This is a genomic window from Paenibacillus baekrokdamisoli (genome assembly GCF_003945345.1).
Lineage (GTDB): Bacteria > Bacillota > Bacilli > Paenibacillales > Paenibacillaceae > Paenibacillus_Z > Paenibacillus_Z baekrokdamisoli.
In genome coordinates this window covers 4124994-4142804 of record NZ_AP019308.1, presented here as the reverse complement: position 1 = coordinate 4142804, position 17811 = coordinate 4124994, and the positions used below count along the sequence as shown (strand labels likewise).

The 17811-nt window shown below is 42.9% G+C and carries 17 protein-coding genes; 9 read left to right on the top strand and 8 right to left on the bottom strand.

Going from position 1 to position 17811, the window contains the following annotated elements; all coding sequences use genetic code 11:
* Positions 1-42 precede the first annotated feature (42 nt).
* The 4 genes from EKN16_RS18365 to EKN16_RS18350 form a co-directional block, all read right to left on the bottom strand.
* Positions 43-2109 carry a methyl-accepting chemotaxis protein gene (locus EKN16_RS18365; RefSeq protein WP_125660361.1) on the bottom strand — a complete coding sequence of 689 codons (2067 nt, stop codon included), beginning with the start codon at positions 2107-2109 and terminating at the stop codon, positions 43-45.
* A 256-nt stretch (positions 2110-2365) separates the two neighbouring features.
* Positions 2366-3445 carry a mannose-1-phosphate guanylyltransferase gene (locus EKN16_RS18360; RefSeq protein ID WP_125660358.1) on the bottom strand — a complete coding sequence of 360 codons (1080 nt, stop codon included), beginning with the start codon at positions 3443-3445 and terminating at the stop codon, positions 2366-2368.
* On the bottom strand, positions 3438-4544 hold the full coding sequence (locus tag EKN16_RS18355) for a glycosyltransferase (RefSeq protein WP_125660355.1): 1107 nt from the start codon (positions 4542-4544) through the stop codon (positions 3438-3440). Before EKN16_RS18355 ends, EKN16_RS18360 begins: the two co-directional genes overlap by 8 nt.
* 4 nt (positions 4545-4548) lie before the next feature.
* Positions 4549-5766, bottom strand: coding sequence for a glycosyltransferase family 4 protein (locus tag EKN16_RS18350; protein ID WP_125660352.1), 1218 nt, complete (start codon positions 5764-5766; stop codon positions 4549-4551).
* 202 nt (positions 5767-5968) lie between these two features.
* Between EKN16_RS18350 and EKN16_RS18345 the strand changes: the two genes are divergently transcribed.
* From EKN16_RS18345 to EKN16_RS18335, 3 genes are all read left to right on the top strand, one after another.
* Positions 5969-6250 carry a helix-turn-helix domain-containing protein gene (locus EKN16_RS18345; protein WP_125660350.1) on the top strand — a complete coding sequence of 94 codons (282 nt, stop codon included), beginning with the start codon at positions 5969-5971 and terminating at the stop codon, positions 6248-6250.
* Positions 6183-6332 carry a DUF1861 family protein gene (locus tag EKN16_RS33075; protein WP_408636287.1) on the top strand — a complete coding sequence of 50 codons (150 nt, stop codon included), beginning with the start codon at positions 6183-6185 and terminating at the stop codon, positions 6330-6332. Before EKN16_RS18345 ends, EKN16_RS33075 begins: the two co-directional genes overlap by 68 nt.
* Positions 6333-6420: 88 nt before the next feature.
* Positions 6421-6990 carry a 50S ribosomal protein L25 gene (locus EKN16_RS18335; RefSeq protein ID WP_164522867.1) on the top strand — a complete coding sequence of 190 codons (570 nt, stop codon included), beginning with the start codon at positions 6421-6423 and terminating at the stop codon, positions 6988-6990.
* A gap of 165 nt (positions 6991-7155) precedes the next feature.
* On the opposite strand, the gene EKN16_RS18330 is transcribed toward EKN16_RS18335, so the two are convergent.
* Positions 7156-7914: an SDR family NAD(P)-dependent oxidoreductase gene (locus EKN16_RS18330; protein WP_125660341.1), complete on the bottom strand. Its 759-nt coding sequence runs from the start codon at positions 7912-7914 to the stop codon at positions 7156-7158.
* Between the two features lie 15 nt (positions 7915-7929).
* Positions 7930-9324, bottom strand: coding sequence for an APC family permease (locus EKN16_RS18325; RefSeq protein ID WP_125660337.1), 1395 nt, complete (start codon positions 9322-9324; stop codon positions 7930-7932).
* A 162-nt stretch (positions 9325-9486) separates the two neighbouring features.
* Between EKN16_RS18325 and EKN16_RS32330 the strand changes: the two genes are divergently transcribed.
* From EKN16_RS32330 to EKN16_RS18315, 3 genes are all read left to right on the top strand, one after another.
* Positions 9487-9630, top strand: coding sequence for a hypothetical protein (locus tag EKN16_RS32330; RefSeq protein ID WP_164522866.1), 144 nt, complete (start codon positions 9487-9489; stop codon positions 9628-9630).
* Between the two features lie 101 nt (positions 9631-9731).
* A complete protein-coding gene (abc-f, locus tag EKN16_RS18320; RefSeq protein ID WP_125660334.1) occupies positions 9732-11660 on the top strand; it encodes a ribosomal protection-like ABC-F family protein in 1929 nt (642 codons plus the stop codon).
* A gap of 199 nt (positions 11661-11859) precedes the next feature.
* The gene (locus EKN16_RS18315) at positions 11860-12336 is read left to right on the top strand and encodes a GCN5 family acetyltransferase (RefSeq protein WP_125660331.1); all 477 of its coding nucleotides are present in this window, start codon (positions 11860-11862) and stop codon (positions 12334-12336) included.
* A 50-nt stretch (positions 12337-12386) separates the two neighbouring features.
* Here the strand turns inward: EKN16_RS18315 and EKN16_RS18310 are convergent, their stop codons facing one another.
* Positions 12387-12710, bottom strand: a complete 324-nt coding sequence (locus EKN16_RS18310) for a DUF2834 domain-containing protein (RefSeq protein WP_125660328.1) — start codon at positions 12708-12710, stop codon at positions 12387-12389.
* 25 nt (positions 12711-12735) lie between these two features.
* A complete protein-coding gene (locus tag EKN16_RS18305; protein ID WP_221226876.1) occupies positions 12736-13251 on the bottom strand; it encodes a TetR/AcrR family transcriptional regulator in 516 nt (171 codons plus the stop codon).
* Positions 13252-13603: 352 nt separating this feature from the next.
* Here EKN16_RS18305 and EKN16_RS18300 point away from each other — a divergent pair, with 352 nt between their 5' ends.
* From EKN16_RS18300 to EKN16_RS18290, 3 genes are all read left to right on the top strand, one after another.
* Positions 13604-14035 (top strand): DUF6526 family protein, encoded by a 432-nt coding sequence (locus tag EKN16_RS18300; RefSeq protein WP_125660322.1) that lies wholly within the window; start codon positions 13604-13606, stop codon positions 14033-14035.
* 337 nt (positions 14036-14372) lie between these two features.
* Complete coding sequence (locus EKN16_RS18295; protein WP_164522865.1) at positions 14373-16214, top strand: sensor histidine kinase; 1842 nt, start codon at positions 14373-14375, stop codon at positions 16212-16214.
* The gene (locus EKN16_RS18290) at positions 16211-17785 is read left to right on the top strand and encodes a response regulator transcription factor (protein WP_125660316.1); all 1575 of its coding nucleotides are present in this window, start codon (positions 16211-16213) and stop codon (positions 17783-17785) included. The genes EKN16_RS18295 and EKN16_RS18290 overlap by 4 nt, the downstream gene beginning before the upstream one ends.
* The last annotated feature ends 26 nt before the right edge of the window (positions 17786-17811 follow it).

Genomic DNA, 17811 nt, shown 5'->3' with positions numbered 1-17811 from the left:
AATGCATGGTGTGGCAAAAACCCCGCTAAGGTTCCTTTTTTGTTATTTCACTTTGAACTGTGATGCACAGTTAGCAAGATCCTTGGTCAGGTTATCTATACTCTCTACCATACCTGCAAGTGTTTGAACCATGGAAGATTGATCCTGAACCGTTGCCGTTACCTCTTCGATAGAGGCCGAAACTTCTTCTCCAGAAGCAGATAGAGTTTGGGCTGATTCAAGTACCTCATCTTTATCTTTCGCCATATGTGTGACTTCACTTGCCATTGACTGAATTTGCATCGTAATATCTTTGACATGCTCCAAAATAACCGAGAATGCTTGCTGAGTTTTGCCGACGAACTCATTCTGTCTCAACGTTATCGTCTGAATTTCACCGACGCTCAAGTTGTTTTCTTTGACATGCAATAGCGATTGTTTGATAATTTCATTGATTTCAGCTGACTGCTTGGAAGACTGCTCAGCCAACTTGCGAATTTCTCCCGCAACAACAGCAAATCCTCTTCCATGCTCACCAGCCCTTGCAGCTTCGATCGAAGCATTCAGAGCGAGCAGGTTGGTCTGGTTGGCAATATCTCCAATCTTCCCTGTAATGGCTTGAATATGGTTCGAGCTTTCAACTTGTAATGCTGTGATAGAAGAAATTTTTTGAACTTCCTGTTCATTCCGATTGTTAATTTCTATCAGATTTTCGATCACTTCATTGCTCGTATGGAATACCTCAACGATAGCTTCCGAGCGATTTTTTACGGATTGCGCTGTCTGGCTAATTGTTGCTATTTGCTCCCCTAATCCATAAAACTTGCCGACAATGAGTTCGGTCTCATTTGATTGAGATTCCATGGCCCTCGCAATTTCCATTGTTGTCACCGATGTTTCTCGGAGAGATTGAGCGGTACTCTTCGAGGTTTGATCTAGCTCGCTTGTGCTAGTATTCAACACCTCGATAGAGGTGTTCATGTGACCGATCAACTCTTTGTTTTTCGCAGCCATTGTATTAAAGCTATCCGCTAATTCTCTAAATTCGCTGTAGTACTTTCCATCCGCCCTCACAGTCAAATCTCCGGAAGAGAGATTTTTGAATAGAACCGTTAATCTTGAAATCGGAGTCGTGATACCTCTGGATATTAGCAGTCCAGCTGCAATTGCGATCAGGACAGAAACCGCTGTAACGATAATGATATTATTCAGCAAAACATCTAACGGTTTTTGAATATCGGCATAGTCGTCCTCGATGACAACCATCCAGTCAGCATCTGGGATTTTGGCATAACGGATATAGGTTTTATCGTTCTTGATATTCCCCGTTAGAATTTCACCAGATGCTTTTTGTTTCAGGATATCTGTAAATAATGCCGAATCCAGCTTCTTTCCTACTAGACCAGGAACTGTGGAATGATAGATATACGTTCCTTGGCGGCTTACGACGAAGACACTTCCTTCATCATTAATTTTAATGTTTTTCAGCTTATCCACAAACAGAGATCTATCAATGGTGAAAACACATACGCCAAGCACGGTACCGTCCTCAGCCTTGATGGGTTCAGCAAATACTGTAACTAAGGCTTTTGTCGATTTGGAGATGAGTGCGTCGCTGATGGTGAACTTTCCGCGCAGAGCCACTTTGAAATACTCACGTTCAGAGAGATCAAGCTTAACAGAGCTTGGACTACTGCTGGCAATCGCCTTGCCCTGGATATTAATCAGTGTAATGCCCTCAATGCCTTGGGTTCCTAGCTTGCTTTGAGCAAAGATGGCATTCGTTTTTACTTGCAGTTCATTTTTAGGAGAGAAGAAGTCCTGATCGGATAAATTTTTGCCGTTGCTGAGCTTAAGCAAATCCATAATTTCAGTATGGCCTGAAACAAGGTAAAGACTCTGCTCTTCCAGCTGCATAGTGGAAAATAAATATTGCCCAATCCGTTCTGCATTCGCATTGATTTCATCCTTGCTTTTCATGAGAACAATTCTGGCCCCAAACGTATAGGTAAATATGCTGGATCCGGTGAGAACGAGAACAACGAGTAGGCTGATCCATACGGGGAGTTTAACTCTCAGTGATACACTTGAAAAGGTCCGACGGTTGTGTTTTAAATTTAATTTTGTCATTATGGCTCCTTTTTTAACGATGTATATTTTTCGGATCACCTCTTTTATCGGTCAGAATGGGTGGAATTCTTATAATAATCATCGTTTTATGTCGTATTTTGACGAAAAATCTAAACTCTGCTGTAGAATGCTAAATGAGGCAGAGGCTTGTATCAGAGTAGAGTAATTTGATACTCGTCCTTCTATTATCTTAATTGACGTCAAAAAGCTCTCCTGGCTCAATTGCCCGAAGAGCTTTTTGATGATTCTATTGAAATCAAATATATTCGGTCATTCCCTTCTCCTTCAGCAGATCAACGATTTCTTTGACAGACTGCGCCTTTTCCTTGGGACAGATTAATAACGCATCTCCTGTGTCCGCAATGATGAAGCCGTCTACGCCTATTGTTGTAATTAGTCTGCCGTTCCCATAGATGATCGAATTGCGTGTATCTATGCCTATGTGGTTGGCTTTAATAATGTTGCCCGATTCATCCGGAGGGAAGATCGCGCCAAGCGCATCCCAGCTGCCAATATCATTCCAGCCAAATTGACCAGACAGAACAATGACTTCATCGGAGCGCTCAAGGATGCCGTAATCAATCGAAATGCTTTGAAGCGTCGGATAAATCCTATTAATGACTTCTTCTTCCTGCTCGGTACCCAGATATTCACTGATTGGAAGCATCGTCTTATACAGCCTAGGCAGGTAACGCTTGTAATTATCAATAATGACAGATGTTTTCCAAATGAACATCCCGCTATTCCATAGATAATTACCTGACGACAGATAGCCTTGTGCTTTCTGGAAGCTCGGTTTCTCTACAAATTCTTCTACATCGTATATGGCCACAGGATTCGAAGCAATCGGATGTTGATTATAAGCGATATAGCCGTAGCCGGTGGAAGGGAATGTCGGTTTAATGCCGATCGTTACGATCTTGTCCGTCTCCATTGCAACCGTACAGGCTTCATCTAGTGTAAGTCGGAACTGCTCTTCATCCGTTATATAATGATCGGAAGGCAATACGACCATCAAAGAATCACCGTGGGATTTCTCGATAGATAATGCCGCGAAAAGGATGCTGGCAGCCGTGTTTCGCGCGGCCGGCTCGATCAAGATATTGTGTTTCAACACACTGCTATGCATAATGCTCTCCAGCAAAACGGCTTGCGAACGATTCGTAACGATTACTGTATTCTCCTGAGGGATAATGCCTTTGAATCGTTCGATCGTATCGTTCAACATAATATCGTTTCCGCTAATATTCAGAAGCTGCTTCGGAACCTCTTGTCTAGACAGCGGCCAGAAGCGGGTTCCGCCTCCGCCCGCAAGGATCGTAGCAAATTTATTCATGATGAATCACCAAATGGGCAATAGAGAAGGAAATGATACTCTCCGAGCCTTGATTAAGGTTCAGCCCTGCGGAATGGATGCCGTCATAGCAAGCCCCGGTATGAGGATCAATTAGAGGGATTCCCAATGAATTATGTCCGACATACCATTCATAGCATAAGTCTGCTTGTTTCAGATAAGCGGCGTCTTGGAGCACATTCGCGGCCTCCTTACATGCGAGAAGCATCTCACAAGCTTCAATCGGCTGTTCATCATAGGGAGCGGATTTTCCGTCTCGAAGCAGCCAGCCATGGCTGCCAATTGGCTTGTAATAGCCTTCTTTAGAGAAGGTTTTGGATGCTAGAAAATCCAAGCTTTCCTTAGCCGTTTCCCTGAAACTAACTCGATCTGAAATACGGAATGCTTTGAGCAGCGCCCATGGAAGCATTGAATTTCCGTAGGTTAGGCTGTCTTCAAACCAATTCCAACCGTTCCCCTTATTGTTAGAGTATTGATTGTGTAATCTTGTTGCTATCGTATCGATCAGATTGATAATGAATATTCTGGGCAGGAACGCTTTCTCTTCCTTGGTGCTTGGCGTATGGGGGTAGGGAAAGGAGTAAGTTAAAGCATTAGGGGTCTCGATCAGGTAACTTAGACCGATTATGGCATAGGCCCCAGCACGAGGAGAACCAAGCGCTTCGATATGCGGTAATGCCTGATTGATTAAATAACGGCAGGTATTTAGTATATTATCGGGCAGAGAAGAGGCATGGGAGAGTGCGAATCCAAGTGCCCATAGCGTCCGTCCTTGACAATCCTCAGAGCCGCTATCCTCGATGAAGGAGCGGTTATAATCCATAAAGTTTCTAAAGTTTCCGTCTGCATTCTGTGCGTGATGAATGAAGGAAATATAAGTATGAATGAGGTCTAATGTTACGGAATCCTTCTTGCTGCTGTACAATAAAACGGCTGCGATTAATGCCCGGGCGTTATCATCTGTCGTATAACCCTTTGAGCGGTCGGGAACGCCAAACTTGGTATGCTGAAAGATGCCTGTATCATCCGTTATTCTGTACAAATAATCAGACTTAAACGGTACTATCGTTTGTACGACCATTAAATCACACTCCTAAGAGTTTTGCTTTAGCAAAACTGGCATCGTAAGCAGTATCTTTAGCAAACTCTGAAATCATTATTTTCTCTTGGAAGATGGCGGCATAGGTTTTGGCGATTTCACTCCACAGCATGGTTCTACCGAGTTCAAGTGTGCGATCTTCCATTTCTTTGACTAGAGTAGGGTTATCTAGTAATCGGAGGATACAAGCTTCCAAGGAGGCAGAATCGCGGAAGTTTGCCAGCAAGCCTCTGTCCTCAGCCAGCATTTCCTCGGCATATCGGTAAGGTGTAGAAACAATGACTCTTCCATAACCGACTCCATATGCTAAAGTGCCGCTAACAGCCTGATCCTTGCCTAGATAAGGAGTCATATAGATGTCTGACATGACAAGTGACTCAATGACTTCCTCCTGCGTCAATAGCTTGTCGACGAAGAGAACGTTGTGACTCAAATCAAATTCTTTTACGAGATCCATCAGCTTTTGTCTGTATACCTCGCCAGTCTCTTGTTTGACTACCGGATGTGTTTTCCCAAAGATGATATAAAGAGAATCCGGATGCTGTTTGACCACTCCGCGCATCGCCTCTATGCCATATTCAATGCCTTTGCCAGGGCTCAGAAAGCCAAAGGTGGATAAGATTTTCCGGTCTGCGAAGCCATATTGCTCTTTAAGCTTTGCTCTTGAGGCGGTTTTGACATCAGGCACGCCATGGTGAATGAAAGCGACTTTATTGGAGTCAATACCATAAATAGAGGTTAGATCCTTTACGGTTGACAGCGCCATCGTTACGACTTTAACACTTAACTTGGCAACGAGATTCATGATATGCCGCTGCTTGGCAGAAGGCTTCGTTAACACGGTATGAAAAATGACGATGAACGGAATATTCAGCTTCTCGACGAATGGAATCAAATATTCCCCGCTTTCTCCGCCATAGATACCGAATTCATGCTGAATAACGAGAAGATCAACGTTTGAAAAGTTAAGGTAATTGGCTGTATCTATATAATCGGATAGCGTATGCTGGTCTATTTCTCTGATCACTTGCTCCTGATAGGGGTAATTTTCGTTGTTGTTAATTGCAATGATACGAGGTTTATTGAAGCCTTGAATAGGTTCGAATTGGTCGATTAAATCCTGTGTAAAGGTAGCAATTCCGCATTCTCTGGGCAGGCTGGTTCCTAGAAAAACGATATTCCTATTGCTGTTTGTTTGTTTCATATAAAGAACCTCCATATGGATCCGCGATTTTTTGAATAAAAAAAAGAAAACAAAGAGATCTTTATTTTCTAAAGGGACAGAGGTATTTTATTTTCTGAAAATTCTAAACTTTTCTCGTTCCCAATATAACATGACCATTTTTTCTTGTCAATTTATTGACTGTCCCTCATTTTCCCTATATATTAGCGTAGGAGGTGTATGAATGTCAGTCATACGCAGTAAATTAAAAGAGGTTATGGAAAATCATGATCCCAAATTATCGATACGAAAGCTTGCAAAAGATATTAATTACCACTTTGATTCCGTTCGCCGTATGTACAAGGATGAGATGGTACAGTATCCTAGGGATTTGCTTCTAAAGCTTTGTCTCTATTTTAATGTCAGTCCAGGACATCTCATTGGAATCGAAGAGGCTGATGAAAGTCATAGCACCAAGGATGAATCGATTGAGCATCATGAAGATAACGGCCCCGTTTCAATATGACGGGGAGGAAGTCATATTAGGAAGAATTGAGGAACGAGATAGTGAGTTCTCTCAACTCTTCTTTTTTATCGAATATGAATGATGAGAACCGGCTTGTTTGACTAGATTCTATGGTCATGTTATAATCGAACTGACAAGAATTTATGGTCAAAAGAGAGCAGGAAGTAAAAATGAGTAAATTTATTCAACTAAACAAGCGCACTGGTGAAACAAAGTCCCACTTGAATCAAGCAAGAAAACAGGGACGCATCCCCGCTGTGTTGTATGGGATTGGTAAAGATACTTTGTCCGTAGAAGTGAACGAGAAAGAAATGCTGGATATTTTGAAAAAAAATCCACGCGCGATTCTGCAAGGCAAGACATCCGATGAAAAAGTGGTTCCGATCGTTGTTCAGAACATACAAAGGGAAATCATGTCGGGCAAATTGATGCATATCGACTTTCACCATGTGAACATGACTCAAATCATGGATAGCAAAGTGACCATCCATTTCGCAGGAGAAGCAATTGGCCTGAAATCAGGTGGGGTACTGAAGGTGGAAATCTATGAAGTAGAAGTTCGCTGTATGCCTGGTGATTTGCCGACTTCCATGGAAGTGGATATAAGTGGCCTTGATGCTGGTGATCAGCTTCTCGTCTCCGATCTCATTTTCCAGGATGGAATTGAAGTGTTGACTGATCCGACTACGGTCATGATTCAGATCAAAACGGTGCATGAGGAAATTGAAGAATCAGCCTAATCGATCCGCTAGAAATTTTCATATAGAGAATGTTGCTGCATCCCCTAATGGCAGAAGGTGTATAGACTCATGGTTTCATGAATCTATACATTTCTGCTTGAAGGGGATTTTTTCATGGAATAAAAAACGACCCCGAAGGGTCGTTATTAAGTGGAAATTATATAATTACCTAGCTGTAAGGCCACCATCAACAATAAGTCCTGTGCCTGTAATAGCGCTTGATTCATCAGAAGCAAGGAATACAGCCGAATTCGCAATTTCCACTGGTTTAATCGTTCTTCCAATCGGATGAATATCATCAATCATTTTCAATACTTCATCTCTGCCACCATAGAGATCACAATGGGCATCGTTAAACGATGTATCTACCCAACCTGGACAGATACAGTTCACACGAATGTTGTCCTTAGCAAAGTCCAAAGCCATCTGTTTGGTCAGCATGAGAATAGCTCCCTTAGACGCTACATAGGCGGATAAACGAGGTTCGGCTACGTAACTATTACCTGAACCCATGTTGATGATCGTTCCTCCGCCATCCTTTTGCATCAAAGGAACAACCGCTCTAGATAACAGGAATTGAGATTTTACGTTAACGGCAAACGTCTTGTCCCATATCTCCTCGGATACCTCCAGAATAGATCCTGGGATGTTAATAGCGGCATTATTAACGAGGATATCGACACGTCCATAACGCTCTAATGTGAAAGCTACAAGTGATTCTACGGAATCATTGCTTGCTACATCGGTACGGAAAAATGCAACATCATGCCCTAAATCATGCAGTGCTTGAGCGGATTCAACTCCGGCTTCGATAATATCAGCAAGGACTACCTTAGCTCCCTCTTCGGCAAAACGTCTTGCAATTTCAAAACCAATACCGCGCGCTGATCCTGTGACGATAGCGATTCTATTGTTTAATCTCATTGTTGTTCCTCCTCATTATACGCCCTTAAGTGCTGGCGGTACTTCCTTAAATCCTTTAGATTTGATAGCGACGATGACCAATCCGATAGCTAGCCACGAGAACCCGATAACGTAAGTTAACGTATCAAAGCCTGTCCAAATAAATCCGATAACTAAGAAACCAATGAGCGGGAAGAGCAGATAGCCTATGAGATGCTTGAAGTTGCTGCGTTGTTTCTTTTTAAAGAAGAAATACGTGATAACGGAAAGATTCAGCAGCATATAGGTAGACATTGCGCCGAAGTTGACTAGTCGAGTCAAGGTTTCCAGTGAAATAAAGAGTCCAACAAACACGGACAGTACACCGACAAAGATCGATGCGTTAGCAGGTGTTTTATACTTCGGATGTACTTTACCTAAGAAACCGGAGAATGGGATAACTTTATCACGACCCATAGAGAACAATACACGGGATATTGCAGATTGTACCGTTAACGCATTAGAAATACCTACGCAGATAACGCCAGCGATAATAAAGGTATAATACAAGCCGTCTCCTCCGACTTCGCGAATGATGTCGAAGTATCCCATGTCGGCATCCAGATTCGCATAATCAGGATGAGCTAATGATGCCATGTAACCTTGACCCATGAACAGCAGGCCGATCAGAACTAAACTGGCTACTACCGATTTACCAACGGTTCTTGTTGGATCTTTCGTTTCCTCAGAGAGAGTGCTGATCGCATCAAAACCGATAAAGCCAAGCATCGCAATGGAAGCGGCATTGGCGATAAACTTAAGATCTATTTTATCAGATTGCCAGAAAGGAGAAAGCGAGAAGCCTCCAGTACCATGACCATCGATGAAAACAAACTTAATGGCACAGATCAGAAAGATAAGAATTAGGGTTAATTGACCCAATAGGAAGAATTGATTCACTCGCTTACCGACTTCGATACCTCTTACGTTCACGAAAGTCATAAGTCCGACGAACACAATAATTAGAAGCCATGAAGGGAAGTCAGGAAGAACCACGGATAACCATAGGGTAGAGAAGGATACCAACAAGCCGGGTACAATAATGTAATCGAGAACAATTAACCACCCTGTTAAAAACCCGATATGAGGATTCATTCCCCGTTGAACGAAGGAGTAGGCGGATCCTGCAATGGGAAACTCCTGGCTCATTTTACTATAGCTAAGTGCAGTGAAAAACATGGCAATCATACCAATTAAATAGACTAATGGGGCCATACCAAAGCTGGCAATCGATGCACCTGCATACACCTGTGTTGGTGCAATTGGCAGCATCGTAATTAAGCCGAAGATGACCAGATCTTTCATGGTAAGCGTTCTCTTTAATTCTTGGGAGTAACCTGTCTTTGGTGTGGATGTGCCGTTCTTTTGCAAAATATTATCCTCATTTCCCATAAATGGTTTTTTGTGGCAACTCATCTTACATAGTCATGCATATTTATAGTAAGCACTTACTGGGATTTCATCAAGCATTATTTGCGTAATGGGGGTATTTACATTGCTGCGACACCATGGTTTATGTTACAGTAACAATATTAAAGTGAGGGGGTGAGGTAGGTGAATCACGAAATGGTTAACAACCGTATTAGCCAGCTGCCGATTGCTATGGCTGGCATTGTTCATGTATTTTCCGCGAACGGGATCAGTCTGTCCAATTATGAACATACGTTTGAACCATTCGCGAGAAGACGCCTACCTTAACCACAACGGATAGCTTTATCATCCAGAGGGTCGCGGGCTTGTTGCCGCGGCTCTTTTTGTGCATGTAAGCTAGGGTCTTCATCTAACAGGAGGCTCTTTCAATGATAATTATTAACGTTCAACAGATAAAGAAATACCATGCAGCAAACCTTGTTTTGGATGGGGTAACGTTACAACTGCAAGACAGTGAAAAAGTCGGTCTAATCGGCCGCAATGGGAGTGGGAAATCAACGCTGCTCCGATTAATTTCGGGCCATGAGCAGGTAGATGAGGGTATGTTAACCATTAAGAAGGATTTGCAAATCGGCTATCTGCCGCAAATTCCTGCAGCGTTCGAGGAACTGACTGTATATGAGGTGCTTACCTATGGTTATCGGGAGCTGATGGTCATGAAGCAGGAAATGTCGGTCATGGAGCAGCAGATGTCCAGCTCTAAGGCAGCCTCCGATCCGGACGCGATGGAGCAGCTGCTCAAGTCATATGCATTGCTTCAAGAGAGATTCGAACAAGGCGGCGGCTATGAGATGGATACGGCTATTGATCAAGTGGCAGCCGGCTTGCAAATTGATCAAAACAACAATCAGCGGAAATTTGCCAGCTTGTCCGGTGGTGAGAAGACGCGTATTGTTCTGGCATCCCAGTTAGTAGTTCGTCCAGCTTTGCTGCTATTGGATGAGCCGACGAATCACCTGGATCTCAAGGGTATAGAGTGGCTGGAGCAATTTCTTCAACGTTATGACGGCGCATGTGTCATCGTGTCGCATGATCGTTATTTTCTCGATGCCGTCGGCACGAAAATGATTGAGCTGGAGGACGGGGAGGCTCACACGTATCTCACCAACTACAGCGGGTATATGAAGGAGAAGGAAGAGCGCCTTTTGCAGCAGTTCGCTCAGTATCAAGAGCAGCAGAAGGTGATGAAAAAAATGAAAGAAACGATCCGTAAGCTGGAGGAATGGGGGCGCATTGGAGATAATGAAAAGTTCTTCAAACGGGCAGCCTCGATGCGAAAAGCTCTGGAGCGGATGGAGGCAGTAAAGCGTCCTGTCATGGAGCAGAAGACGGCAGATTTTGAGCTGTCCCCTCTTGATCGTTCTGGTCGTAAGGTCATCGCATTCGAAGGTGTGAACAAGCAATTCGGGGATCGCGTGATTTTGAATGGAGCAGAGGGGAGCCTGCAATATGGTGAGAAGGTCGTGCTGCTCGGGGATAATGGCTCGGGGAAAACGACGCTTTTCAAACTGCTTATGGGTGTGGTTGCGCCGGATGCAGGCGAGGTCGTGCAAGGGGCGCGTGTAGAGATCGGTTATTTGGCTCAGCAGGAGCCGGTGAAGGATAACAAGCTGACGGTACTGGATTATTTCCGCACGGAGGGCGGTCTGGAGGAAGGCGAAGCGCGAAATATATTGGCCAAATATTTGTTCTATGGTGTTGACGTTTTCAAGCCGCTGCAAATGCTCTCCGGCGGCGAATGGTCCCGTCTGCGGCTAGCATTGCTTGTAAGACGCAAGCCGAACCTGCTTCTGCTGGATGAGCCGACGAATCATCTCGACATGGCTTCACGCGAAGCATTGGAAGAGGCACTGGAGGATTTTCCGGGAACGGTACTGGCGATTTCCCATGACCGATATTTTATTAATCGTCTGGCGAAACGCGTATGGGAGCTGAATCAAGGCAGGATAGCCGCGTATCTCGGCAATTATGATGATTTTAAGGAGAAACGTGGAGAACGTTCGAGTATTCCGCAGTTCGCCGAAAAGAAGAAAACCAATGCAGCATCAGATCGACAGCAGCCCTTAGAAAGGGCGGTTGAAAGCAGCAGCATGACACGCACAAACGAGCGGAGACGTGAGCAGCTGGAGCTTGATATTGCTGTACTTGAAGCGAAGCTAGCTCATATCGATGAAGACCTGCACCTTTGGGATCATACTGGCGATACTGCCGAGCTTGAAGCAAGGTGGCTTGAGCGGGAAGAGGAGCAATCGAAGCTTGATACACTTTTGGAATCGTGGATGGAGCTGTCGAATTAAATTCATCTCATAAAGTGATAATATGGATAACAAAAGCGATAATATGGATTGACGGCTGGAAACGAATCAGTTACTCTTAAAGGCGCTTAAGGACAATCGAACATCACAATAAATGATGAGAAGTAGGGTACGGAATAGCACCCTGCTTCTTTTTCTTTAGAGACTATACACGCTATACCATAGCAAAAGGAGATCGAAAATGCCTACTATTATTGCAAAACCATTCAATCAAGACATGCAGTCCCTATTAGGAGAATTAACATCTGGGTATCATGCAGGGGAATTGAGCAAGAAGGATAAATCGGAAATACCTAGAGAGATCTACGTCATTGAAGCTGAGAATAATATGGTCGGGTACGGCGTAATTTGGGAATACAGTAATGGGAAACAGTTAATCCAGAAGGCGGAAAAAGATTATTTTAGCCAGGATGAGAGGTACCTAGAAAAGGACTTCTATGTGGATATTAAGAACAAAACAGATTTTGTATTTATAGAAGCATTAGATGTTCTGGAGGAATTCGAAAGCAAGGGGTATGCAGCTTTCTTTATTAACTGGCTTAAAGTGAAATACCCCAATAAGAAAATGTATGTGTATACACTGGATAAATCACGGAACTTTTGGTTTAAACAAGGTTTTGAGGTTCTGGGGAATACGGTATGGATGTCATTTAATTAAAGGTGTACGTTGTTGGAGTAATTGCGATGACGTAAGGGCAGGTTATTCAATTAAACTCCCCTGCTCTTCTGGCGCTCCCTTATATACAGAAATAAGGGGAACGCCAGAGAGACACCAACGGCCAAACTTGCGATTACGTACACCCAAAGGCGCTTCATCCCCAGCTTTTTCCCCTCGATTAGAATGAAATACCATAGTACCACGGACGAAACTATGACATCCATGGCAAAAAAACCGGATATTTTGTTTACAAATAATTGGTTTACTAGCTCTTTTACATCGAATCCGTGCGTCTGGAGGAACGGAATAAAGTACCAATAAGGTAGCACGATTCCTAAAAAAGTTAATAGCAAATAACCATGTTCTCTCTTCATGCACGTTCACCCTCGTATTTTGAATTTACTTGTTTTCACGACTAATTACCCATTCAATAGCTTGCTTTGCGTGCGACTCAAACAACGTCTCTCCCCCGTCAAAATATCTCAGAAGCAGTAAGCCGTGAATGATAATAAGAAGAAAAAAGGCGTCTTCTCGATTCGGGACGATTCGCTGAAGCATGGCGATGTACTGCTCTACCGCTTCATGCAATATGTTTCTATGTTCCGCTGCGAGATCGGTGCTTCGGTAATAATCGACGATGAATAATAATTTTCGAGTATAATTGTTTTCCTGTTCCAACACATACCGGAACAAATGTCTAAGCCGTTGCTCCGATGTATTGCCCGAAATATCAAAATTACTTTGAAAGATATCCTTTGTTGTTAGATGACGGACCATCTGCTCGAACAATTGTTGCTTATCAGGAAAATAATGATATATTTTTCCTGTTGAAATACCCAGTTGCTTTGCAATTTCCCGCATGGTCAACGAAGATATAGTCTTGTTGGCAAATAGGTCGAAGCAGCGATCTAGCAGTTCCGTTCGAAAGCGTTCATGATCAACTACTTTTGGAATTGCTATACACCTCCATTTATAGATACTGACTGTTGTTTCCTCTCATTTATTATATAACAAACGTTCGATATAAATAAATGGTTAACACTATATCTTCGTCGGTGTGGCATTTAACTGCAGTGAAAGAACGATTTCTTTAACAGAAAGAGGGAATTAACAGGATGTTGCGTCTCTTTGTTGAATAAATTAAAGAGATCTACTACGCGGCAGAAGGTGGGATGTGTGAAGCAATCCGATCAAGTAGTTTATGAAACAAGGGATCCCACAGGTGAGGTCCATTCGGTTGTATCTGTCATAAAGGGAGGCAAAAAAAATGAGTAAGCTCAAACCGCAAAGCTATGACAATCATAAGAAATTTGTTCCTTTGTTCCATTTTGTCTTAGCACCAATCACAATTATTATTTTCGTAGCGTCTATTGTTCACTTGTTCACAGAGCAATTTAGTTATTCTTCCCTTTTAATTTTTGGTATTTCATTATGTATTGTGATACTAGGTGTACTTGTTCGGCAGTTTGCAACCAACTTGCAGGATCGCAGCATTGTTCAAGAGGAGAATTTTCGACATTTTCAGCTGACAGGCAAACCATTGGATGCGAGACTCACCTTGCAGCAGATTATTGCACTTCGTTTCGAGGGGGATGAATCGTTCCCTGCCTTATGCTTAAACGCAGCCGAAATGGGGATGGAGCCTAGGAAAATTAAGCAATCTATCACGCATTGGAGAGCGGACCACTTACGAGTTTGAGCATGGGCGAAGCCATCTATCAATGCATGGACTAGGCGAAATAACTTAGCGGAGTGGACGGAATCGTTCTGAAGAAGCGTTAGCGATCGTAATAATGTTCCGTCCGCGCAGCGGGCTTTAATGCGCCATGTCGATCTTATCAATTACTCACGGTAGTATTTATCCATTGCGAAGACATACCCCAAAGGAAGCGAGCTTTGCTGCCCGTGTTTACTTAATCTTAAAAAACGCTTTTTTCAAGACTGCTATACTAATCTTAGATTGTTTTCTCATAGAGATTGAGATTATCAGGAGTCGGCTGATGACATTCAGATATGGAATGAGGCGGATAGGTGGCATGAGATGGAGGCATAAGCTTAGCTGGGTTGTCTCGGGTTGGAATTTACTATTTTTTGTGTTTATCGCTTGTTTAATTTTACTTTTTGTTGCTTTTCAAGGGTATGTCATTAGTAAGCAATCCACGAAAACAATCGAGAAGCAGTACAACCAAATCATGTTTGAGAACATGGATTCGTTATCAGTCAATATAGCGAATTCTTTAAATTATATCGATGATTTTGCTCGTACGTTATCTAATAATCCAGAATTAATTGCGACGCTGCAGCACAATGATGCGAACGCAAAAGGGAAAATAAAGGACCATATACAATCATTTTCCGATTATTATCATCTAAGATTGCCCTTGTTCATTCAGGTTCTAACCAATGAAGATCAAATGTACGCCTATCCGTCACTGGACGCTGAGGAAGAGCAGCAGTTAAAACAAACCATATCCAACTTCTCCTGGTTTAATCGACGCGTGTCTTTGGACAACAATTACATTCATTCCAATATCGTGCGCGATTTTCATCATAACGAGCTGTCTAATGCCTTGTACTTAAGCAAAAACATTATTCAGAATAACCTTTCTCTAGGTTTATTGGTGATCGAAATGAATGGCTCATTAATCGAACGGATGCTCAATAGAGCCCAGATCAATGAACAGAACTCCGTTTTTATCCTTTCTGTAGATGGGGAAATTCTTTTTCAGAATGAATCTTCTTCCTCCTATGCCTCGCAAGCTCCAACCGTTCTGGGAACGAATCTGGATACGAAAAAAATATATCAAGATATAAAGAGGAATAATGCGGATTTTGGCTCGGATAAAATTCGTTCCTCAGGTACGATGTACTATTACAAATATAAACAAATACCCTCCATGCCGTGGGTGTTAGTTTCAGTCTCTCCCTTGCAATCTCTGGATTCAGGCAGCATGAATATATGGCGAACAACGATGATGACGACAGGGCTCTCGATCATATTGCTCGGTACCTTTATTTATTTTTTATACATCAAAGTGACGTTTCCCATTCATCAATTATCGACCATTGTTAAAGATGCAGGAGAAGGCCAAAGTCCAAAGTCGTATCCCTATAGAGGGTTTAAAGAGCTGGAAACGCTGAATCGGGGGATTTATCAATTTTTCGATCAGATTCAAGCTCAAATCGAAACGATAAAGCAGGGGGAAAGTGAAAAGCGAAGATTGGAGCTGCATATGCTGCAATCACAAATGCGACCGCATTTTTGGCATAATTGTTTAAATTCGCTGCGGTTCATGGCTGTTCTACACGGTGATCGAACGATGGAGGACGCGATTCTATCGCTAACTCGTATGCTGGATTATACCTTGAAGAATACAGATGTGATCTTTAGTACGCTGGAAGAGGAACGAGAATATGCACTCAGCTATGTGCGGTTTCAGGAAATTCGTTCGATGCAGAAAATCCAAGTGCACCTGAATTTGGATCCGCGATCACTAGAAGCAAGAATACCAAAGTTTACGATTCAGCCTATATTAGAAAACGCGATTACACATGGCTTCACAGCGTCATTTGACAAAGAGCCTTGTATACAAATACATGCAGACGTTCAAGAGGATAAGCTGATCCTTCGTGTGGTCGATAACGGCAACGGCATTGAACCGCAAATGCTAGAGCATCTGTTAGATCCTAGTCGAATGCGGAAGTCAGAGCGGAAAGCCTCGGGTTCTGGTATTAGCTTGATCAATTTGGAACAGCGAATCCAATTGGAATTCGGCAAGGACTTTGGGATCCAAATTGAAAGCCAAGTCCATAGCTGCACACAGGTGAAAATTATACTTCCTTACACAAGCATAGAGGCGAAAGGAGATTCGTTATGAAGGTGATGATTGTTGAAGATGAAATCTTGGTTCGATTGGGCTTAAGAAAAGCTATTCCCTGGTCTACGTTAGGAATGGATTTGATCTGTGAAGCTAAGGATGGCTTGGAAGCCTCGGAGCTGTTTGATATTCATCTTCCTGACATTGTGATTGTGGATATTGAGCTTCCTTTAATGAATGGATTCGAATTTATTCAACTTGCCAGAACGCATCGTCCTGACAGCAAATTCATTGTTCTCACATGCCATCAGGATATGAAGTACACACGTGAAGCCATTCAACTGCATGTATCGGATTTCATTTTGAAATCGACCCTGGATATGGATGAGCTGTGCGAGATTCTAAAAAGCATTGCGGCTGAGATTGTACAAGAGCGTAATCGAGCAGAAAAGCTGCGTACGCTGAATGCTGTGAAAGCAATCCCGGACACTGTTTTTTTTCAGAATTGGTTGAATGGGATTCAGTTTAGTTCGGGTCAAATCCTTCTGCAGCTTCAAGAAATGGCTCCATCTATGAAGACAACAAATCGTCGGTTTCAAGCATGGGTTATTCAATTGGAGCTGGATGCACTGGTCAATATCGAATTTTCTTTAACGGATGTGCAGCACTTTGGCCGTAAAATCATCGAGCAAGCTGTGCAGCATTTTGGAGAGAGTTATATCGGTGGGGTAGAGGAAATTCAAAAGTATAGATGGCACTTGATTATGTACGATATCCCGGCAGCAGCCGACATTTTAAGCTGGATGGAAATGTTAAAGCACAGCTTTGGCATTCCTATCTCCATTGGGAAAAGCGGCGTTTTCGTCCACCCTCATGAGTGGCAGGTAAATGATCGCCGAGCAAGTGAGCTGCTGCAGCTTCAATTTTATCATCAGGGTGGTCAGCTTTATGTGAGTGAGAAGGAGAGTCCGCTTAGTGAAGTGATGTCCAAATCGGTGCTGAGCTTGAAAAAAGAGATCAACGAACAAATTGGGCTGCTGCAATTTGAGCGAGTGAGGGCTCATATTATGACCATGTGTGTTGAACTAAATAGCACGCCGCACCTTCATCCGGATATTGTAAAAAATATGTTTACGGAATTTCTATTTCGGATTTGGTCGGTAAGTGATGTGCTTGCTTCTGAGCATCAAATCACGAATCGTCAGCTAATTGATCAGATGTATCTGACACAGAAATTAGAACATGCCGTGCGACTGCTGCTAGAGGATATGGAGAGAGTTAGGCAGCAGCTATCATTCATGGATGAAATAGATGATAAAACTAGGGTCGTTGATCTGATCAAGCAGTACGTGAATAATCATCTGCATAAAGAGATTTCCTTGCAGGAAATTGCGGATACGGTCCATATGAACACCTCCTACTTAAGCAGGCTGTTCAGAGAAGTTGCTCAGATGGGGTTTACCGAATATGTGCTGCATCAAAAAACGGAAATGGCCATTCTCATGATGCAGAATGGCAAAAGCTTGACGGAAATTTCCGAGAAATTGGGCTATTTAAACCTCAGTTCCTTTACACGTATGTTTAAAAAGGTTCGCGGCATGTCGCCTTCCAAGTTTACTCCTTCTTCCTGATAACTCATTTCGCATCAGATGATAAA